This window comes from Streptomyces sp. TSRI0281 (assembly GCF_001905125.1).
Classification (GTDB): Bacteria; Actinomycetota; Actinomycetes; order Streptomycetales; family Streptomycetaceae; genus Streptomyces.
Genome location: NZ_LWLE01000035.1, coordinates 314,113 through 334,038 on the forward strand (window position 1 = coordinate 314,113; position 19,926 = coordinate 334,038).

At 71.2% G+C, this 19,926-nt stretch carries 15 protein-coding genes, 1 pseudogene and 1 riboswitch; of the genes and pseudogenes, 10 read left to right on the forward strand and 6 right to left on the reverse strand.

Going from position 1 to position 19,926, the window contains the following annotated elements; genetic code table 11:
- From A6A29_RS47230 to A6A29_RS36060, 4 genes and pseudogenes are all read right to left on the reverse strand, one after another.
- Positions 1 to 507, reverse strand: a pseudogene (locus A6A29_RS47230) (ABC transporter permease); the annotation flags it as partial.
- Between the two features lie 456 nt (positions 508 to 963).
- A complete protein-coding gene (locus tag A6A29_RS36050) occupies positions 964 to 1,728 on the reverse strand; it encodes an enhanced serine sensitivity protein SseB C-terminal domain-containing protein (protein ID WP_073727073.1) in 765 nt (254 codons plus the stop codon).
- 230 nt (positions 1,729 to 1,958) lie between these two features.
- Entirely contained in the window at positions 1,959 to 2,729 is a 771-nt protein-coding gene (locus A6A29_RS36055) for an enhanced serine sensitivity protein SseB (protein WP_073727074.1), read from the reverse strand.
- Positions 2,730 to 2,971: 242 nt separating this feature from the next.
- Entirely contained in the window at positions 2,972 to 3,646 is a 675-nt protein-coding gene (locus A6A29_RS36060; RefSeq protein WP_073727075.1) for an AAA family ATPase, read from the reverse strand.
- A 157-nt stretch (positions 3,647 to 3,803) separates the two neighbouring features.
- A riboswitch (glycine riboswitch) is annotated at positions 3,804 to 3,901 on the forward strand.
- Between the two features lie 156 nt (positions 3,902 to 4,057).
- On the opposite strand from A6A29_RS36060, the gene gcvT reads away from it, so the two are divergent.
- The 7 genes from gcvT (at position 4,058) to A6A29_RS36095 (ending at position 11,319) form a co-directional block, all read left to right on the forward strand.
- Positions 4,058 to 5,173, forward strand: a complete 1,116-nt coding sequence (gene gcvT, locus A6A29_RS36065) for a glycine cleavage system aminomethyltransferase GcvT (protein WP_073727076.1) — start codon at positions 4,058 to 4,060, stop codon at positions 5,171 to 5,173.
- Positions 5,174 to 5,273: 100 nt separating this feature from the next.
- Positions 5,274 to 5,651, forward strand: coding sequence for a glycine cleavage system protein GcvH (gene gcvH, locus A6A29_RS36070; RefSeq protein ID WP_073727077.1), 378 nt, complete (start codon positions 5,274 to 5,276; stop codon positions 5,649 to 5,651).
- Between the two features lie 18 nt (positions 5,652 to 5,669).
- Positions 5,670 to 6,929, forward strand: a complete 1,260-nt coding sequence (gene glyA, locus A6A29_RS36075; protein ID WP_073727078.1) for a serine hydroxymethyltransferase — start codon at positions 5,670 to 5,672, stop codon at positions 6,927 to 6,929.
- Between the two features lie 151 nt (positions 6,930 to 7,080).
- Positions 7,081 to 8,463, forward strand: a complete 1,383-nt coding sequence (locus A6A29_RS36080) for an L-serine ammonia-lyase (protein ID WP_073727079.1) — start codon at positions 7,081 to 7,083, stop codon at positions 8,461 to 8,463.
- 283 nt (positions 8,464 to 8,746) lie between these two features.
- Positions 8,747 to 9,019 carry a hypothetical protein gene (locus A6A29_RS36085; RefSeq protein WP_073727080.1) on the forward strand — a complete coding sequence of 91 codons (273 nt, stop codon included), beginning with the start codon at positions 8,747 to 8,749 and terminating at the stop codon, positions 9,017 to 9,019.
- Positions 9,016 to 9,408 carry a type II toxin-antitoxin system VapC family toxin gene (locus A6A29_RS36090; protein ID WP_073727081.1) on the forward strand — a complete coding sequence of 131 codons (393 nt, stop codon included), beginning with the start codon at positions 9,016 to 9,018 and terminating at the stop codon, positions 9,406 to 9,408. The genes A6A29_RS36085 and A6A29_RS36090 overlap by 4 nt, the downstream gene beginning before the upstream one ends.
- 696 nt (positions 9,409 to 10,104) lie before the next feature.
- Positions 10,105 to 11,319, forward strand: a complete 1,215-nt coding sequence (locus tag A6A29_RS36095; RefSeq protein WP_073727083.1) for a cytochrome P450 family protein — start codon at positions 10,105 to 10,107, stop codon at positions 11,317 to 11,319.
- A 45-nt stretch (positions 11,320 to 11,364) separates the two neighbouring features.
- On the opposite strand, the gene A6A29_RS36100 is transcribed toward A6A29_RS36095, so the two are convergent.
- Positions 11,365 to 12,459 carry a 3-deoxy-7-phosphoheptulonate synthase gene (locus tag A6A29_RS36100; protein ID WP_073727085.1) on the reverse strand — a complete coding sequence of 365 codons (1,095 nt, stop codon included), beginning with the start codon at positions 12,457 to 12,459 and terminating at the stop codon, positions 11,365 to 11,367.
- A gap of 802 nt (positions 12,460 to 13,261) precedes the next feature.
- On the opposite strand from A6A29_RS36100, the gene A6A29_RS36105 reads away from it, so the two are divergent.
- Positions 13,262 to 14,128, forward strand: coding sequence for a terpene synthase family protein (locus A6A29_RS36105; protein WP_443333368.1), 867 nt, complete (start codon positions 13,262 to 13,264; stop codon positions 14,126 to 14,128).
- A 311-nt stretch (positions 14,129 to 14,439) separates the two neighbouring features.
- A complete protein-coding gene (locus A6A29_RS36110) occupies positions 14,440 to 16,746 on the forward strand; it encodes an N-acetylmuramoyl-L-alanine amidase (RefSeq protein WP_073727089.1) in 2,307 nt (768 codons plus the stop codon).
- On the opposite strand, the gene A6A29_RS36115 is transcribed toward A6A29_RS36110, so the two are convergent.
- Positions 16,739 to 18,091, reverse strand: a complete 1,353-nt coding sequence (locus tag A6A29_RS36115; protein WP_079183164.1) for a PucR family transcriptional regulator — start codon at positions 18,089 to 18,091, stop codon at positions 16,739 to 16,741. The genes A6A29_RS36110 and A6A29_RS36115 overlap by 8 nt on opposite strands.
- Before the next feature lie 163 nt (positions 18,092 to 18,254).
- Here A6A29_RS36115 and A6A29_RS36120 point away from each other — a divergent pair, with 163 nt between their 5' ends.
- Complete coding sequence (locus A6A29_RS36120) at positions 18,255 to 19,748, forward strand: long-chain-fatty-acid--CoA ligase (RefSeq protein WP_073727091.1); 1,494 nt, start codon at positions 18,255 to 18,257, stop codon at positions 19,746 to 19,748.
- Positions 19,749 to 19,926 lie beyond the last annotated feature (178 nt).

Genomic DNA, 19,926 nt, shown 5'->3' on the forward strand with positions numbered 1-19,926 from the left:
GAGCAGCAGCGGGAACGCCAGGAAGGTGTCCATCAGCCGGCTGATGAAGCTGTCCACCCAGCCGCCGTAGAAGCCCGCCACGACACCCATCACGACGCCGATGACGACGGACAGGAGCGTGGACCCGGCGGCGACCACCAGCGAGACCCAGGAGCCCTCGATGATCCGGGCCAGGATGTCGCGGCCGGTCTGCGGCTCGACACCGAGGGGGTGGTCCCAACTGATGCCGCCGAAGCTGCCCTTGGGCGCCAGCAGCGTGGGGTCGACCAGATCCTGGTTGAACGCGTTGGGATCGAGTCCGAGGAGGGACTGGAGCGGCTTGGACAGGACGGCGACGAGGACGAGCAGCACCACGACGATGCCACCGGCCATGGCCACCTTGTCCCGCTTGAAGCGGGTCCAGGCGATCCGGCCGAGCGACCGGCCTTCGATCTGCTTGCGCCCGGCGCCTTCCAGCACCGCTTCGGGCTTCGCATCCGCCCCGGTGGTCTCGATAGGTGCCGTCATTACGCTGGAGACCCCTCTCGGCCGACGGTGGCCGGCCCATGACCGCCGCTGTAGCGGCTCGTACAAAACGTCACGCATGTGGTCACGTTGCGGCGGAACCCACTGCTGTGAGCGTCTGTTCAGAGCAGCGCGCGCCAGGCCGGGACCACCTGCTGCGTGGAGTCTTCAGCGACTTTGCGATCACCCGCCAGCCCTGAAGGGGAATGTTTGCTCAAACGTGATGCGGTCAGAGGGCTTCCGTTATCCGGACGCCTTGATCTTCTGAGCGGAGGTCTCGGCCACTAGTCCACCAGAACGGACATGCCGCCCAACCAGGTTGATTGGGTGGCTATTTGGGTGGACATACGGGGCAGGGCGGCGGGCACGCGCGAGGGTGTCCGCCGGCCGCGGCAGCAGCGCCGCGGTCGCGCGTGCCGGGCGTCGCGGACCGGGCGGGATGTGCCGGACGGCGTCCGGTCAGTACGCGCGGGGGGCCGGGCCCGTGGCCGACGGGTATCCGTAACCGGGCACGGCCGCGGGCGGCGGGCCTGCCGGGGCGTGCGCCTCGCGGTCGTAGAACGGACGGGAGTTGGCGCGCAGCCACATCGCGACCGGGTCGTACTCGTCGGACATGGCGACGGTGGAGACGGGCAGCCCGTCGGGGACCGCCCCGATCGACTGCCGCATCATCTCGCGGACCGCGTCGACGGACGCGCGGCCCGTGTCGTAGAGGTCGAGGCCGATCGCGAGGTACGGGACACCGATGGCGGGGTGCACCCAGGCGCGGCGCAGCGAGCGGACCGCCGGGGTGCGGTGGGCGTTCTGCGTGAGCAGTGCGTAGAACTGGGGGATCTCGACGGCGGGCTCGGAGAGCCGCAGCGGACCCGCGGGGAGCCGGTCGAGGCCGGTGGCGATGCGGCGCAGGTCCAGCCAGGGGATCCCGACACCGCCGCCCGGGGCGTGCGGGTTGAGCCAGATGCCCCAGCGGTCGGGGAACAGCGCGCGGGCGATGTCGCGGCCGGTGACGAGCTCGTGGGCCCGGTTCCAGCCGCTGGCGGAGAGCTCCTGGGCGGAGGTCACGCACGGCGCGTATCCGAGGCCGTCGATCTCCATGTTCCCGTACTGGGCGTCCGGCGAACCGGCCGTGCCGTGCCAGAGGAGCATCCAGATCCGGCCGTCGGCGAGGGCCGCCAGCAGCGCCTCATAGGCGTCGTAGCGCCCGGGTGTCACCTGGCGCAGCATGTGCTCGACCTGTCCGGCCGCCGCAGTGCCTGACGCACTCACCCTGGGTTCCGCCCCTCGTCGATCCGCTGTGTCGCGCCGCCGCTCCCGGGCACACGGAAGCGACCCCGCCATCAAACCAGCTTATGCGCCGATCCTGACACCGACTTGACGCCATGGGTCGGCGTCCGCCACCCGGCAACGGCGGTTGACCCCGCCACCGGCGCCTTCGGTGCCCTGCGCGCCGGTTGTCAGTACCCTTCGCGCCGGTAGAACGGCCGGACCTTCTCCCGCATCCAGTCGCCGACGAGGTCCTGGGCGACATCGAGCAGGACCAGGTTGACCGGCCACGGCACCTGGACCCGGCCCAGGGCCCGGCCCAGCGCGTCCATCGGGGCGCTCTGTCCGGCGCCGTCCCAGGTGGCGAACTCGACGCCGACGAAGAGGACGGGGTCGCCGCCCTCGATGCTGGCGAGTGCCCGGCGGGCGGTGCTCACGACGCCGCTCTCCTGGAACTCATCGGAGACCGCGGCGAGGAAATCGACCGGTTCCTGCTGCCAGTCCGGCTCGAACAGCCGGACCCGGCCTCCGGTGGAGGGTCCGTCCAGCGGTGTGCGGCCGGCCCGGCAGAGCTCGGCGACGGCGGGCGGCGGCAACGGCAGACCGACGGCGCCGCCGGGGTTCACGGCTATGCCGACCTGCGGGGGCAGACCGCGGGCGAAGTCGCGGGCGGGGGCCACGGTGAAGGACATCTGGGTGCCGACGCAGGCCAGGAACTGCGCCTCGGAGCTGAACACGGGGACGTAGGCGACGCCCTCGATCTCCATCATCGGCAGGTCGAGATCGGCGCTCTCGGGGCTGCCGCCGTTGGGCAGGGGCACCCAGACGGGGCTGCGCCCGAGCACCTCGACGAGCCGCCCGCCCGCCTCCGGGACGCCGATCGAGGCGACGAGCACCTCTTCGAGCTCGTTGGCCGGCCATCCCTGCTGCGGATGTGTCTGGGCCGGTACCGGAATGTCCACTGGCTCGGTGTCCCTCTCTCGACCGTGCGTTCCGGCGGAAACCCTAGCCTCCCCGGGAGGCCGTCCGTCCAGCTGCCGGACGGACGACCGGGCGGCCGAGGGCTGTGCGTCCGCGAACGGGCCGTGCGCCTCCGTTCCGGAACATCTGCTTCCGCACGTGTGCTCCGGCCCGTCCACCCCGGAACGTCCGCTTCCGCCCGTCCGCCCCCGCACGCGACATGCGCTTGTGCGCCCCTCCGCCCCTACCCGTCCGCGAACGAGATCCGGCCGAGCACCCCGGCCGCCTCACGGTCCAGCAGCACGGCCGAGGCACACCCGGGGGGCAGCAGGCCCAGCTCCGTGTCGTGCAGCAGCCGCCCGACCGAGCGCCGGTGCCGGGCGAAGGCGTAGCCGGAGACGCCCCGGCCGCGCTCGCGCTGTCCTTCGCGCGCCACTTCGGGCGTGACATCGAGCAGGACGAGGTGGAGGATGCGGCCCCGGCGCCTGGCGTGCCGGGCGAGCCAGCGACGTACCCACGCCTGCGTACCGCAGTCGTGCACGACCACCGACGCGCCGGAGCGCAGCGCCCGCCACAGCCCGAGATAGTGGGCCGCCCGGACCAGCGGGCGGTAGAGGGCGTACGGGAGTAAGCGGGGCAGCGCACCGGCCCAGGTGTCCCGGGTGTCCTGGGAATCGATGGCGCGGTCCGTCACGGCCCGCTTGATCAGTGTCGACTTTCCGCTGCCGGGCAGCCCGGAGACCACCACCAGATCACCCTCCCCGAAGTCCAGGCTGTGCGGGCTTCGCCCGGCCCGGTCCCGCAGATCACGCACCACCGGCGCGTGTGTGCCCAGCATTTCCCGGGCGGGTGCGCCCGGCTGCGCGGGCATCGCGCCGTGCGCGACCCCCGCGGTCGTCGCGTACCGCTGCAACGTCATCGCCCTCCCCCTGTCGGGTCACCCACACCTGCCCAAGAAGTGTAAAGAAAAGGTAATGCGGCACAACTGGGCCCGCCGACCAAGTCGGTGGGGGCCGGACGCCCCACTCTCCCGCACGACATGCGATGATGACCCCGCCAACTGCATACCGGCCGTTTGAATCCGCGCGGGAGAGTTCCGGCCACTGTGTGTGCCGGGCGCCGAAGGAGCAAGTTCCTCCCTTGAATCTCTCAGGCCCCGTACCGCGTGGATGAGGCAGATCTGAAAAGCGAGCCGCCCGGCGGCTCCACCCAAGGTGCAAGCCGAACCCGGCGAGGGCTGACCCCTTCAGGGCCTTTCGGCGAACCTCTCAGGTTCCGATGACAGATGGGGAGGGATCGTCCTCTGTCGTCATGCCCTGGAGCCGAATCCATGAGCAATGCCCCCCGTTACACAGCCCTCGACGCCCTGCACCGTTCGCTGGGCGCGACCATGACCGACTTCGCGGGCTGGGACATGCCGCTGCGGTACGCCAGTGAGCGCGACGAGCACAACGCCGTACGCACCCGGGCCGGTCTCTTCGACCTGTCGCACATGGGCGAGATCACGGTCACCGGGCCGCAGGCCGCCGCCTTCCTGAGCTTCGCGCTGGTCGGCAACATCGCGACCGTCGGCACCGGCCGCGCCCGCTACACGATGATCGTCGGGAGCGACGGCGGCATCCTGGACGACCTGATCGTCTACCGCCTGGGCGAGAGCGAGTACATGGTCGTCGCCAACGCGGGCAACGCCCAGATCGTGCTGGACGCGCTGCGGGACCGGGTGGCCGGCTTCGACGCCGAGGTGCGCGACGACCGGGACGCGTACGCGCTGCTCGCCGTCCAGGGCCCGCAGTCGCCCGCCATCATGAAGGCCGTCACGGACGCCGACCTGGATGGCCTGAAGTACTACGCGGGTCTGCCCGGCACGGTCGCCGGGGTGCCCGCGCTCATCGCCCGTACGGGCTACACCGGCGAGGACGGCTTCGAACTGTTCGTCGCCCCCGAGCACGCCGAGCAGCTGTGGCGGGCGCTCACCGAGGCCGGCGCCCCGCACGGCCTGATCCCCTGCGGGCTCTCCTGCCGCGACACGCTGCGCCTGGAGGCGGGCATGCCGCTGTACGGGCACGAGCTGACGACCGCGCTGACCCCGTTCGACGCGGGTCTGGGCCGGGTCGTGAAGTTCGAGAAGGAGGGCGACTTCGTCGGGCGCGAGGCTCTCACGGCCGCCGCGGAGCGCGCCGGGACCGCCCCGCCGCGCAAGCTCGTCGGCCTGATCGCCGAGGGCCGCCGGGTCCCCCGCGCCGGTTTCGCGGTCGTCGCCGACGGCCAGGTGATCGGCGAGGTCACCTCCGGCGCCCCGTCGCCCACCCTGGGCAAGCCGATCGCCATGGCGTACGTGGACGCGGCCTTCGCCACGCCCGGCACCGGGGGCGTCGGCGTGGACATCCGGGGCACGCACGAGCCCTACGAGGTCGTCGCGCTGCCCTTCTACAAGCGCGAGAAGTGACATCCGGGGCATTCCACCGCCCCGGAAGTGACGCATTCCCGTCTCACACCGTAAGACCACCGTTCATCAGCACTCCCCCGCGTACAGGAGAATTCAGGTCATGAGCAACCCCCATCAGCTGCGGTACAGCAAGGAGCACGAGTGGCTGTCGGCCGTCGAGGACGGCGTGGCCACGATCGGTATCACCGAGTACGCGGCCAACGCGCTCGGTGACGTCGTCTACGCCCAGCTCCCCGATGTCGGCGACACCGTGACCGCGGGCGAGACCTGCGGTGAGCTGGAGTCGACCAAGTCGGTCAGCGACCTGTACTCCCCGGTCACGGGTGAGATCGTCGCGGCGAACCAGGACGTCGTGGACGACCCGTCGCTGGTGAACTCCGCTCCCTTCGAGGGCGGCTGGCTGTTCAAGGTACGTGTGGCCAAGGAGCCGGGCGACCTGCTCTCCGCAGACGAGTACACCGCGTTCTCCGGCAACTGAGACCCTAGGGAACCCCTGATGTCGCTTCTCAACTCCTCCCTCCACGAGCTGGACCCGGACGTCGCCGCCGCCGTCGACGCCGAGCTCCACCGTCAGCAGTCCACCCTCGAAATGATCGCGTCGGAGAACTTCGCTCCGGTCGCCGTCATGGAGGCCCAGGGCTCCGTTCTCACCAACAAGTACGCCGAGGGCTACCCCGGCCGCCGCTACTACGGTGGCTGTGAGCACGTCGATGTGGTCGAGCAGATCGCGATCGACCGGATCAAGGCCCTGTTCGGCGCCGAGGCCGCGAACGTCCAGCCGCACTCCGGTGCGCAGGCGAACGCCGCCGCGATGTTCGCGCTGCTGAAGCCGGGCGACACGATCATGGGCCTGAGCCTGGCCCACGGCGGTCACCTGACCCACGGCATGAAGATCAACTTCTCCGGCAAGCTCTACAACGTGATCCCGTACCACGTCGACGACACCGGCACCGTGGACATGGCCGAGGTCGAGCGCCTGGCCAAGGAGTCCAAGCCGAAGCTGATCGTCGCGGGCTGGTCCGCCTACCCCCGTCAGCTCGACTTCGCCGCCTTCCGCCGCATCGCGGACGAGGTCGGCGCGTACCTCATGGTCGACATGGCGCACTTCGCCGGCCTGGTGGCCGCGGGTCTGCACCCCAACCCGGTGCCGCACGCCCACGTCGTCACGACCACCACGCACAAGACCCTCGGCGGTCCGCGCGGTGGCGTCATCCTGTCGACGCAGGAGCTCGCCAAGAAGATCAACTCGGCGGTCTTCCCCGGTCAGCAGGGTGGCCCGCTGGAGCACGTGATCGCGGCCAAGGCGGTCTCGTTCAAGATCGCGGCGGGCGAGGAGTTCAAGGAGCGCCAGCAGCGCACCCTGGACGGCGCCCGCATCCTCGCCGAGCGTCTGGTGCGGCCGGACGTCACCGAGGTCGGTGTCTCCGTCCTGTCCGGCGGCACGGACGTGCACCTGGTCCTCGTCGACCTGCGCGACTCCGAGCTGGACGGCCAGCAGGCCGAGGACCGTCTCCACGAGGTCGGCATCACGGTCAACCGGAACGCCGTCCCGAACGACCCGCGGCCTCCGATGGTCACCTCGGGCCTGCGGATCGGTACGCCGGCCCTGGCGACCCGCGGTTTCCGCGACGAGGACTTCACCGAGGTGGCGGAGATCATCGCCGCCGCCCTGAAGCCGTCGTACGACGCCGCGGACCTCAAGGCGCGCGTCACCGCACTCGCCGAGAAGTTCCCGCTGTACCCCGGTCTGAAGTAGTCCGGCACCAGTCATCACGTTTCGGGCGGGGCACCGCGCACACTGGACAGTGAGCGCGGTGCCCCCACCCTTGTCCTCGCTCTTCGGGCCCCCGGCCCGTACCGCACCACCCGGCGGACAACGGCGTCCACCAACCCTTAGGAGTCATCCCGTGGCCATTTCGGTCTTCGACCTGTTCTCGGTCGGCATCGGCCCGTCCAGCTCCCACACGGTGGGCCCCATGCGGGCCGCCCGGATGTTCGCGCGCCGCCTGAAGAACGAGGGCCTGCTGGCCCACACCGCTTCGATACGGGCGGAGCTGTACGGCTCCCTCGGCGCGACCGGCCACGGCCACGGCACGCCCAAGGCCGTGCTGCTCGGCCTGGAGGGCGAGTCGCCCCGCACCGTCGACGTGGAGGGCGCCGACGCCCGCGTCGAGCAGATCCGCGCCACCGGCCGGATCAATCTGCTCGGCATGCACGAGATCCCCTTCGACGCCGACGAGCAGCTGGTCCTGCACCGCCGCAAGGCCCTGCCGTACCACGCCAACGGCATGACGATCTTCGCGTACGACCACGAGGGCGCCCTGGTCCTGGAGAAGACGTACTACTCGGTCGGCGGCGGCTTCGTCGTGGACGACGACGCGGTGGGCGAGGACCGCATCGTCCTGGACGACACCGTGCTCAAGCACCCCTTCCGCACCGGCGACGAACTGCTGCGGCTCTCCAGGGACACCGGCCTGTCCATCTCCTCCCTGATGCTGGAGAACGAGCGGGCCTGGCGCTCCGAGGACGAGATCCGCTCCGGTCTGCTGGACATCTGGCGCGTCATGCAGGCGTGCGTCTCGCGCGGCATGTCCCGTGAGGGCATCCTGCCCGGCGGCCTGAAGGTCCGCCGCCGCGCCGCGAACTCGGCCCGCCAGCTGCGCGCCGAGGGCGACTCGCAGGCCCACGCGATGGAGTGGATCACCCTCTACGCGATGGCGGTCAACGAGGAGAACGCGGCGGGCGGGCGCGTGGTGACGGCCCCCACCAACGGCGCGGCGGGCATCATCCCCGCCGTTCTGCACTACTACATGAACTTCGCGGCCGGCGGATGCACCGAGGCCGAGAAGGAAGACAGCGTCGTGCGCTTCCTGCTCGCCGCCGGAGCCATCGGCATGCTCTTCAAGGAGAACGCCTCCATCTCCGGCGCCGAGGTCGGCTGCCAGGGCGAGGTCGGCTCCGCCTGTTCCATGGCCGCGGGCGCGCTGGCCGAGGTCCTCGGCGGCTCCCCCGAGCAGGTCGAGAACGCCGCCGAGATCGGCATGGAACACAACCTGGGTCTGACCTGCGACCCGGTCGGCGGCCTCGTCCAGATCCCGTGCATCGAGCGCAACGGCATGGCCGCGGTCAAGGCGGTCACCGCGGCGAAGATGGCGCTGCGCGGCGACGGCAGCCACAAGGTCTCCCTCGACAAGGTCATCAAGACCATGAAGGAGACGGGCGCCGACATGAGCGTCAAGTACAAGGAGACCGCACGCGGCGGGCTCGCGGTGAACATCATCGAGTGCTGATGACATAGGCCCTGACCAGCGCTTTTCTGTCTTTCAGCGCTGTCAGGGCCTTCCCTGCCTTCACGGCGGAAAGTCCCTGGATCGCCCCTGGGACAGGCGTGAAAGTCCCTGAAAAGTCTGGGAAATCCTTCGTGGATCAACGTCCGACCAGGGGGCATCGCATCTGCTCGACGTCAGCCCCTCTCCCTGGCACCGTTCGAACAGTTCTGCAGGCGATATCTGCGCCGGGGACCGGGCACGGATGGCGATAACTCAGTAACAAGAGTTTTGTTAAAGTAGGTTCATGGTCACCTCCTCCGCTCCCGGCGAAGGCCCCATCCGTCCGGTCTCCGTCTCCCTCCACGAAGGCACGATCGCCGCCCTCAAGGCACGTACCGGCAAACGCGGCATGTCCGCCTACGTCGAAGCTCTCATCCAGCGCCAGCTAGAGCGGGACCTGCTGCGCGAACTCATCGAAGACGCTGAAGCCGAACACGGCCCGGTGGACCAGGTAGCGGTCGAGGCCAAGCGAGCGATCCTCCGCGGTGACGTGGCCGACTCGGCGGACGCAGCGTGAGTGGGACGCTCGTCCTGGACTGTGAGGGATTGTCCAAACTCGTACGGCGCTCCCCTGAAGTCACGGAGTGGCTGGCCGCGGCCGAGGACGAGGACATCCGCGTGGTCACCAGCTCCGTCACGCTGGTCGAGGCACGCGACCCCAAGGTCAACCAGGCCCGCTTCGACCATGCCGTCTCCCGCGTGAACATCATCCCGCCCACCGAAGCCATCGCCCGCCATGCCAGCAAGCTCCTCGCCACTGCCGGCCTGCACGGCCACAAGTACGCCCTCGACGCCATCGTGGCCGCCACAGCACTCGCCTCGCCCGCCCCCGTGACCGTGCTGACGTCGGACCCCGAGGACCTCCTCGTGCTGTGCCGCCCCGGCGTCCGCATCGTCAAGGTGTGACCCGGCGAGGCCGCACCTCGGTCCATCCCTTGTGCGGATCGGAGCGCTGCGCGGGGAGCCTTGAACAGCGGCGGGCTCGCGGTGAACATCATCGAGTGCTAGGGGACGCGCCGTAGGCCGTCGCCGCGACGTTCCGCCGACCCTCGGCCCTGACTGTCCGTCACCCCCGTTCCGGGCCACCGGGTCCACGAGCGTGGGCGCGGCCGTGGGGAAGCCGTGCTCCGTCCGTCCGGGGCTGTCCGTCGGCCGCCGGTTCCGCATACGCCCGGCGGCCGGCCCGGACGCCGGGCGACGGGCTTCGGCGGTTCCCCGGCTCCCCGGCGCCCGCGGCCCGTCGAAGGGCCGGGGCGCGCCGCCCTTTCCCGCTCCGGTGCCGCTCATCGGCATGACGGCGTCCGCCGCCGCGTCGGGGACCGGGTACGTCCGGCGTCGGGGACGACGCCCCGTACCGGCCGCCGGTGCGGGGAGCACCCCGGCCCCATGCCCCTCCGCTCCCCTCCGTTACGCCCCGCTCACCGCGGTCTCGCCCGCGGTGGGGCACTTCTTCCATCGTGCTCTATGCACCGGCGGGCACGGCCGGACGGGCAGCCGATCAGTAGCCTGATCATTGACGCTCCGTCATCGACGGGCGTCCAGCCCTCCCCTTCCCCGTCTTCCCTTCGCCGGTCCCCCCACGACCGGGACAGGAGCCACTCCGTGGATGTGCCCTTCCCCATCGACCCGGCAGGCAGCGATATCCCCACCGAGGGCGCACGGCTCCGCAAGGCCGGAGCCGCCACCCTCGTGACGCTGCCCGGCGGCATCACCGCGTGGGCCGTCACCCATCACTCGCTGCTCAAGCAGCTGCTCACCGACGACCGGGTGAGCAAGGACCCGCGTACCCACTGGCCCACCTGGCAGCGCGGGGAGATCACCCCGGACTCCTGGCTGCACACCTGGCTCGGCGTGGTCAACATGTTCACGGCGTACGGGGAGGATCACCGCAGGCTGCGCAAACTCGTCGCGCCCGCGTTCACCGCCCGTCGCACCGAGGCCCTCTCCGGTGAGATCGAGAGCATCGCCGGCCGGCTTCTGGACACCCTGGAGACGGTCCCGGCCGGCCGGGGGATCGATCTGCGCGCCGGGTACGCGCACCCGCTGCCGATGCAGGTCATGTGCAGTCTGTTCGGGATTCCCGAGCAGCTCCGGCCTCGTACCGCGGCGGTCATCGCCCGCATCTTCGAGACCGACATCGGTCCGGAGGAGGCCGCGTCCACCTGGCGGGAGATCCAGGAGGTGCTGACCGAACTGGTCGCGCTCAAGCGCCCCGATCCCGGCGACGACATGACCAGTGTGCTGATCGCCGCCCGGGACGAGGACGGGGCCCGGCTGAGCGAGGAGGAACTGCTGCACACCCTGTGGCTGGTGATCTCCGCCGGGTTCGAGACCACCGTGAATCTCATCGGCAACGCCGTGCACGCCCTGCTCAGCCATCCCGAGCAGCTCCGTCTCGTCACCGCGGGCGAGGCGTCCTGGAGCGATGTGGTCGAGGAGACCCTGCGCTGGGCCCCGAGCGTGGCCAGCCTGCCCCTGCGCTTCGCCGTGGACGACATCCCGCTCCCCGACGGCCGGACGATCGCCAGGGGCGAGGCGATCCTCCCCGCCTACGCGGCGGCGGGCCGGGACCCGGATCAGCACGGCGACGACGCCGACGACTTCGACATCACCCGGCCCGCCCACGGGCATCTGGCGTTCGGCCACGGCGTGCACATGTGCCTGGGCGCGCCCCTCGCCCGCCTCGAAGCGCGGATCGCCCTGCCGGCCCTCTTCGCACGGTTCCCCGGCCTGGCGCTCGCCGGGGAACCGCGGGACCTGGTGCCCATGGAGTCGTTCATCTCGAACGGGTTCCGGGCCCTGCCCGTCACCCTGTGACCGCTCGGCGAGCCGGCGGCCCGGCCCCGCACGCCCGGCCGGGTCCTATGCGGCGGACGTGCGCCGTGCCGCCCGGCGCCGGCGCACCGCCGACGCCAGCTCGCCCAGCAGTTCCTCCGTCCGCTCCCATCCGATGCAGGCGTCCGTCACGCTCTGCCCGTAGGTGAGCGTGTCGAGGGGGCCCGGCTCCTGACGTCCCTCGCGCAGGAAGCTCTCCACCATCAGCCCGGCGATCCCTTCCTCGCCCCCGGCGATCCGGTCGGCGATCTCGCCGACGACCTCCGCCTGCCGGTGGTGGTCCTTGCCGCTGTTGGCGTGGCTTGCGTCGATGACCAGTTGCTCGGGCATGCCCGCCCCGGCCAGCAGCTTCAGGGCGTCGCGGATGTCCTCGGGGCCGTAGTTGGGGCCGCCGCGCCCGCCGCGCAGGATGACGTGGCAGTCGGGGTTGCCGCTCGTGGAGACGATGGAGCCGTTGCCCTGTTCGTCCACGCCGAAGAAGACATGGTCGCCCGCCGCCGCCCGGCATCCGTCGACGGCGGGCTGCACCGCGCCGTCGGTCGCGTTCTTGAAGCCGACGGGCATCGACAGGCCCGAGGCGAGCTGGCGGTGCACCTGGCTCTCCGGCGTACGCGCGCCGATCGCTCCCCAGGTCACCGCGTCCGCGATGTACTGCGGGCTGGTCGGCTCCAGGAACTCGCAGCCCACCGGGAGTCCGGTGTCGAGCACATCGAGCAGCACCTGGCGGGCGATCCGCAGCCCGTGCTGGACATCGTGCGTCCCGTCCAGGTGGGGGTCGTTGATGAGCCCCTTCCATCCGAGCGTCGTACGGGGCTTCTCGAAGTACACCCGCATCACCACGCACAGGTCCTCGTGGAGCGGGGCGACGGCCGCGGCGAGGCGCCGGGCGTAATCCCGGGCGGCGGCCGGGTCGTGGACGGAGCAGGGGCCGACGACGAGCAGCAGGCGGTCGTCCGCCCCAGTGAGCACGTCCTCGACGGCGCGTCGGCTGTCCTGGACCAGAGCGGCGCGGGTGGGGCCCAACGGCAGGTCGCCGAGCAGGACGGACGGGGCGATCAGGGGCTGGAATCCGGTGACGCGCAGGTCATTGGTGCGCAGGGGGCCCGAGGTGGGCGTGGTCATGGGGTGATCCTGTCTCTGTGCCGAGGCAGGGTCCCGGTCCTGCGGTGCTACGTCCGCATCACCCGTTACCAGCCGCCTCAACGACGAAAAGGCAGAGACGGATCGTCTCTGCCCTGCTGGCTCCGGATGATTGGTCGGTGGTCAGCGCATGTGACCACCGGCTCCACCCGGAGCCGGCGTAAAGCGCCGATACCAACCAAACAACGTAGACATGCGGAGGACCCTAACACGGGTGATCGGCCGGTCAGGGGCCCGCCGGAGCGGTGAGCCGACGGGCCCGCCGGACCGGCTCGTGGCTCACCCGTCCCGGGCGTCCTGGAGAGTCCCGGAAGTTCACCAACCGCTCAGAGACGTTCAGGCGTTCGCGACGATGAAGCGATTTCGGTCACATATAGGCTTCCCACAATCACCCACAAGGGGTTGACTGGGGGTCACGCATGGTGACGCGGTTCGCCCCCATCGGCTCGCGAATCCGGCTCCGATGCCCCGGCCCCGGCGGAGGAAAGAGGACAGCGATGACCGCCTCACCTCGGACAGTGACCCTTTGGCCACGAGTGGTGGGCGCCGGGCGTCCGCACTCCGCCGGACCGGCCCCATGCGCGAGCACGAGATATTCCGCGCTCTCACCGTTCTTCCGTACCGTTCCGCAGAGGGGCTACAAATGAGCCAGATCGCTTTACCGACGTTTCATATGCCGTTCGAGAGCACAGGGTGCAATCCGGGCATCGCGGAAACCAGGAAGGCCGCCTGGGAGTGGGCGGAATCCCATGGCCTGTTCCTTTCCCCGCCCGCCCGGAAAAAGATGATCCGGACACGCCCCGAACTCTGGATTTCCCTCATTTTCCCCAGGGCCTCCCAGCGCCATCTCGACCTCTTCTGCCAGTGGCTGTTCTGGGCGTTCCTGGTGGACGACGAGTTCGACGACGGTCCGGCCGGGCGCGATCCCCGGATGTGCGAGGAGGCGATCGCCCGGCTCGTCGACGTGTTCGACGGAGCCGTACCGGTCGGACGCATGGAGCACGCCCTGGACGGACTGCGCGAGCGGACCTGCCGGGACCGGTCGCCGCGCTGGGTACGGCAGTTCCGCCGGGACACCGTCGCCTGGCTGTGGACGTACTACGCCGAGGCGGTCGAGCGGGCCGCCGGACAGGTCCCGAGCCGGGCCGACTTCGTGAAGCACCGCCGGGACTCGGTGGCCATGCAGCCCTTCCTGTGCCTGCACGAGATCACCGCCGGAATCGACCTCCCGGACTCCGCCCGGAGCCTGCCCGCCTACATCGCCCTGCGCAACGCGGTGACCGATCATTCCGGGCTTTGCAACGACATCTGCTCGTTCGAGAAGGAGGCCGCCCTCGGCTACGAGCACAACGCCGTACGGCTCATCCAGCGGGACCGGGGAACCAGCCTCCAGGAGGCCGTGGACGAGGCCGGGATTCAACTTGCCCGGATTGCCGAGCGGGTACAGCGGGCGGAAAAGGAACTGGCCGAGGAAATCGACGCGGCGGACATCGGCGGAGGCACCCGGGCCGCGCTGGAACGCTGCGTACAGGACTACCGGGGGCTCGTACGGGGCGACTTCGACTACCACGCACGCGCCGAGCGGTACACCCGTCCCGATCTCGTGGAGCTGGACGAGCGGGACTCGCTGTCGCGGTACTTCGCCGCCTGAGGATCCAAGGGTGTGAGGAGCTGAGGGTGTGAGGAGCTGAGGGCCTGAAGGCCCCAGAGCGCGGCACCGGCCGTGCACAGGGCCCGGGGACTCCCGCCGAGGGAGTCCCCGGGCCCTTCCCGTGGTGATCGGATCGAGTCATGAAAGGTCGGGACAGGACAGGACAGATCAGAGGCGATCACATGGAAGACTGTGGAAACCGGCACCACCACAGGTCGCCGTCTGGCCGCGCCGACGGAACCGCTGTTCCCCCACACAGCTCCTGACCTGCTGGAATGCCGCTCCTTTCACCAACGTCCCCGGGGAATCACGTGAGATCGAAGCGAAGAGTATGGGCCACGGCTGCCGTCGCGACGGCAGCCGTGGCGGGTGTCCTGGTCGTCCAGGGGGTGACCGGCACACCCACCACCGGCGAGGACCCCGACGCCAAGTCCGCTCCCGCGCAGGCCGATGTGCGCAAGACCGCGCTGAAGGTGTCCGAGGACGGCGGCTCCGCCTCCCTGCGGCAGCGCAGCACCGAACCGTTCAGCATGCTCGGCGTCACCTGGACCGACCCGGCCGCCAAGGTGTCGGGCGAGGTCGAGGCACGTACCCGGTCCGCCGCCACGGGCAGCTGGACCGGCTGGCTGCCGCTCGACACGGAGATCGACGGGCGTACCGAGGCGGGCCGCCCCGGCGTCCGGGGCACCACCGAACCCCGCTGGGTCGGTCCGTCCAACGGCGTGGAGGTCCGCGTCACCGCCGGGGACGGCACGTCGGCCGGGCTCCCGAAGGGGCTGCGGCTGGACACCGTGGACCCCGGAGGGAGCACGTCCCCGGCCGCCGAACCGGCCGCGTACGTCGCTGCCGACACCGCACCGGTGGAGCCCGCCGAAGATCCGACGGCCACCGAGGAACCGGCGCCGACACAGACGCCCGACACTCCGCCGTCGCCCGATCCGTCCCCGGCCGACACCACCGGACCGGACCCCTCCGCGACGACGGAGACCCCCCGGACGCCCAGCTCCGACCCGGACCCGATCCTGACGTCCCCGGCTCCGTCGCAGCCGCCGTCCGTGACCGCCGAGCCGTCGGCGACCCTGCCGCCCGCCCCGCCGTCCACGGTGCCGCAGCCGCCGGTCGTCCCGCGCGCCGGGTGGGGCGCGGACGAGTCGCTGAACAACGAGTCCCCGGACTACATGTCCTCGGTCAAGGCCGTCTTCGTCCACCACACCGCGCAGACCAACAGCTACTCCTGCGCCGACTCTCCCGCCATCGTGCGCGGTCTGCTCGCCTTCCATGTGAAGTCGAACGGCTGGAAGGACCTCGGCTACAACTTCCTGGTCGACACGTGCGGAAAGATCTTCGAAGGCCGTAAGGGCGGCGTGGACCGGGCGGTCCAGGGCGCGCACACCTACGGCTTCAACCGCGACACCGCCGGTATCGCCGTGATCGGGATGTACACCGACACGAAGGCCGCGAGCGCCGCGACCGCCTCGGTCGCCCGGATCGCCGCGTGGAAGCTCGGCCAGTACGGCGGCGACCCCGCCGGTACGGTCCCGCTGACCGCGGGTGCGGCGGGAAACAACTACGCCGGTACGAAGTTCACCGCCGGGAAGAAGTACTCCTTCCAGCGGATCTCCGGCCACCGGGACGGCTTCAACACCCAGTGCCCCGGCGGCAAGCTCTACGGTCAGCTCTCCGCGATCCGCGGCCTCGCCGCGGGCCCCGTCACCGGCCTGACCATCAAGTCGGTGACCGGAGCGAGCGCTTCGGGCAGCACCTACTACACCACGTCGGACATCACTGTCGGCTGGGCGGCCTCCACTCCCGCCGCGTTCATCACCACGTACGACCTGCTGGTCGACGGGAAGTCCGTGGCCACCACCAAGGGCAGCGTCACCTCGGCCGGGGCCACGCTCGCCGCGGGCAGCCACAAGGTCCAGGTCCGGGCCACCCACCAGTCGGGGAGGACCAGCCTCTCCGCGACGGCGACCGTCGTCGCGGACCGTACGCCGCCCGCCTTCCCGGCCAGGCCGAGCCTCTCGCTGCGCACCGGCACGGTGAGCACCACCGCCGTCCCGCTCACGCTGAAGTGGAAGGCCACCGACGCGGCCTCGCTCAAGGAGGTCAGGCTCACCACGCCCACGGCGAAGACGTACGGTCCGACGACGGTCAGCGCCTCGCACACCGCGAAGTCCGGCGTGGCGACCGCCTGGAGGATGACGGCGTACGACCGTGCGGGCAACACGGCGGGCGCCTCGGTCACCGGTACTCCGGTCATCCTCAAGGAGTCCTCGGCGAAGAAGTCCGGCAGCTGGTCGACGAAGTCCTCGTCCCACTACCTGGGCGGCAAGTCGTACGCGAGCGGCACCAAGAACGCCGCCCTCACCTGGACGTTCACCGGCCGCTCGGTCGCCTGGGTGGTCTCCCGGGCCTCGACCTCCGGCATCGCGTACGTCTATGTGGACGGCGTCAAGGTGGCCACGGTGGACCTGAAGTCCTCCAGCACCAAGTACCGCGACGCGATCTGGACGAAGTCCTGGTCCTCCAGCGCGAAGCACACCGTCAAGATCGTGGTGGCCGGCACCAAGGGCCGCCCGACCGTCACCACGGACGGGCTCGTCCACCTCACGTAGGCGCCGCGTCCCAGTAGTCGTCGTCGGGTGCCGGTTCGTCACCGGTGCCCGACAGCGGCAGGGCGCGCAGCGCCAGTGCCCACCCCAGCCGGTCCTCACCCGACTCGGCGGATCTGCCGGTGAGTTCGGCGACCCGGCCGATCCGGTTGAGGACCGTGTTGCGGTGGCAGTAGAGGAGTTCGGCGGCCCGCGCCGCCGAACAGCCGTGGTCGAGCCAGATGCGCAAGGTGTCGAGCAGCGCGTCGCGTTCGGCCGCCGTGTCCAGTACGGGGCCGAGGTACCGGGAGACGATCCGGGCGGCGATCTCGTGGCGTCCGGTGAGCAGGACCTCCGTCAGCCGGTCGTCGAACGCCGCCGCCTCGCCGCTCTTGGCAGGCAGCGTGCGCAGCGTCTGCTCGGCCAGCCGCAGCGCCCGGCCCGCACCGTCGAGCCGGTCGAACTCCGGGGACACCCCCGCGGTCGCCCCGGTCCGCCCGCGCAGCAGCTCCAGCAGCATGCCCGACTCCCCCGCCGCCAGGCGCACGATGCCCGCGTACCGCCCCGAGCGCGGCCGCCAGAAGGACCAGAGGCCGTGCTCGTCGAGTACGGGTGCCGGGTTGGGCGGGGCGGCCGGGTCCTGGGCGGCGACCACGATCACATACCGGTCGTGCAGCGGTACGCCGAGTGCGGCGGCGGCCGCCGAGGCGACGGCCGGATCGGAGCCGCGCCCGTCGAGCAGCGCCTCGAAGAGGGCGACGCGGCGGGTGTCCTGGCGGCCCTGCATCTCCAGCTGGGTGAGCCGGTACGACTCGGCCATGACCAGGGAGTACCGGTCGATGGTCTCCCAGACGGCGCCCGCCACATCGAGCTCCACGTCGCGGCGGTCCGCCGTGCCCGGCTCCCGGTGTCCGGGCCCCGGCTCCCGGCGTCCCGTGCCCGCGCGCAGGTACTCCGCCATGACCTGCCACATCACCCGCCCGCCGCGCCGGTACGCCTGGAGGACGGTGTCCAGGGGGAGGTTCTGCTCGGCGCGGCGCCGTCCGGTCTCGCGGGCCGCGTGCTCGAAGTCGCCGCCGGTGGGCGGCAGTCCGCCGAAGTCCTCCAGGGCGCTGAGCAGATTGTCGCGGCAGATCCGCCACAGGTCCTCACGGCTGACGAGGTTCTGCGCCGCGTACGTACCGCTGTGCGCGTGGATGTCGTCGACGACCCTGCGGGTCAGCTCGTCGAGCTCCGGCAGCAGGGCGGCGGCCAGATCGTGCCGCAGACCGATGTCCTCGCCACCGCCGGACAACGGCCCCTGCGAGGTCGGGGAGCTCGGGGGGCTCTGTGGGCTCTGTGGGCCCTGAGGGACTTTCGCGGACGCCATGGCCAGGAGATTAGGCGAATGCCGCACACGGCGCACGGCTGCGGGTGCCGCTGCCCAGGTGAGCGGGGCGGATGGTGGGCACCTGCACATTGTGCGGAGACGGACGCACGGCTGATTCTGAGGGACATCAGCCGTGTTAACGCCATGTTTCCCGGAGCGTGCCATGTCTCTCAGCGTCGCCTCTGTCCTGGGCGAGTCCGCCCGCCGGTATCCCGGCCGCACCGCCGTGGTGGACGGCGAGGTGCGTCTGACCTATGCGGAGCTGTGGGCGCGGTCGCTGCGCTGCGCGGGGGCGCTGCGGGCCGCCGGGGTGCGGCCGGGCGACCGGGTGGCGGTCCTGCTGCCGAACTCCGCGGGCTTCCTGTACGCGTACTACGGGGCGCTGGCCGCCGGGGCGACGGTGGTCCCGGTGCACGCGCTGCTCGTGGCGGACGAGGTGGCGTACGTGCTGCGGCACAGCCGGTCGGTGGCGCTGATCAGTGCCGGGCCGCTGTGGCCGGTGGCCGAGGAGGCCGCGCGGGCGGCCGGGGTGCGGGCCCTGAACGGGGCCCCCGACGGTGAACCGCTGACCGCCGCCGAGCCCGCCGAGGCCGCCGGCACCGCGGTGATCCTCTACACCAGCGGGACGACGGGCCGCCCCAAGGGGGCGCGGCTGACCCATCTCAACATCGTCATGAACGCGTCCGTGATCACCGCGGACCTCCTGGACATGGGCCCGGACGATGTGGTGCTGGGCTGTCTGCCGCTGTTCCACAGCTACGGCCAGACGTGCGCGATGAACGCGACACTGCGGGCCGGAGCGACGCTCGTCCTGATGCCGCGCTTCACCGGAGCGGCGGCCCTGACGGCGCTGGCGGCCGAGAGCGTGAGCATCTTCATGGGCGTACCGACCATGTACCACGCCCTGGTCGAGGCGGCGGCGCTGAGCGGGGAGGCGGCGCGGGGGCTGACGCTGCGGGCGGCGGTCTCGGGCGGTGCGGCGTTGCCGGTGGCGGTCCTGGAACGGTTCGAGGCGGCCTTCTCCACGCAGGTCCTGGAGGGGTACGGGCTGACCGAGACGTCCCCGGCCGCCACGTTCAACCAGCCGCATCTGGGCCGGCGCCCCGGCACGGTCGGGCATCCGGTGTGGGGCGTGGAGATCGGGATCGCGGACGCGGCGGTGGACGAGTCGGTGCGGCTGCTGGCGGACGGGGAGATCGGCGAGGTCGTGGTGCGCGGCCACTGTGTCTTCGCGGGCTATCTGGACGACCCGGAGGCGACGGCGGCGGCGATCGTGGACGGCTGGTTCCGCACCGGGGACCTCGGGGTGCGGGACGCGGACGGCTTCCTGAGCATCGTGGACCGGAAGAAGGACCTGATCATCCGGGGCGGGTTCAACATCTATCCGCGCGAGGTCGAGGAGATCCTGGTCCGGCATCCCGCGGTCGGCGAGGTCGCGGTGATCGGGGTGCCCGACGACGCGCGGGGCGAGGAGATCTGCGCGGTCGTGGTGGTCCGGCCGGACGCGGAGCCGGTCACCGGGGACGAGCTGATCGCCTGGTCGAAGGAACGGCTCGGGCGGCACAAGTACCCGCGGATCGTCCGGTTCACCGAGCGGCTGCCGCTCGGCCCGACCGGCAAGGTCCTCAAGCGGGCCCTGACGGCCACCACGTCCTGAGCGTCCTGAGAGCGCCACCGGTCCCGGCCACCCCACCCTGAGCACGCCACCGGACCCCGGCCACCACACCCTGAGCGCGCCGCCGAACCCCCGGCCACCACACCCTGAGCGCCGCCGGGACCTGAGCGCGCCGCCGGACCCCGACGCCACCGCGTCCCGACCACCACCGTCACCCCCG

Coding starts and splice junctions, on each gene's coding strand:
- A6A29_RS36050 (WP_073727073.1), bottom strand. CDS start 1,728: ATGCTGCGCCAGGTGACACCCGGGCGCTACGACGCCTATGAGGCGCTG.
- A6A29_RS36060 (WP_073727075.1), bottom strand. CDS start 3,646: ATGACGTTGCAGCGGTACGCGACGACCGCGGGGGTCGCGCACGGCGCG.
- gcvT (WP_073727076.1), top strand. CDS start 4,058: ATGAGCAATGCCCCCCGTTACACAGCCCTCGACGCCCTGCACCGTTCG.
- gcvH (WP_073727077.1), top strand. CDS start 5,274: ATGAGCAACCCCCATCAGCTGCGGTACAGCAAGGAGCACGAGTGGCTG.
- glyA (WP_073727078.1), top strand. CDS start 5,670: ATGTCGCTTCTCAACTCCTCCCTCCACGAGCTGGACCCGGACGTCGCC.
- A6A29_RS36085 (WP_073727080.1), top strand. CDS start 8,747: ATGGTCACCTCCTCCGCTCCCGGCGAAGGCCCCATCCGTCCGGTCTCC.
- A6A29_RS36100 (WP_073727085.1), bottom strand. CDS start 12,459: ATGACCACGCCCACCTCGGGCCCCCTGCGCACCAATGACCTGCGCGTC.
- A6A29_RS36105 (WP_443333368.1), top strand. CDS start 13,262: ATGATCCGGACACGCCCCGAACTCTGGATTTCCCTCATTTTCCCCAGG.
- A6A29_RS36115 (WP_079183164.1), bottom strand. CDS start 18,091: ATGGCGTCCGCGAAAGTCCCTCAGGGCCCACAGAGCCCACAGAGCCCC.
- A6A29_RS36120 (WP_073727091.1), top strand. CDS start 18,255: ATGTCTCTCAGCGTCGCCTCTGTCCTGGGCGAGTCCGCCCGCCGGTAT.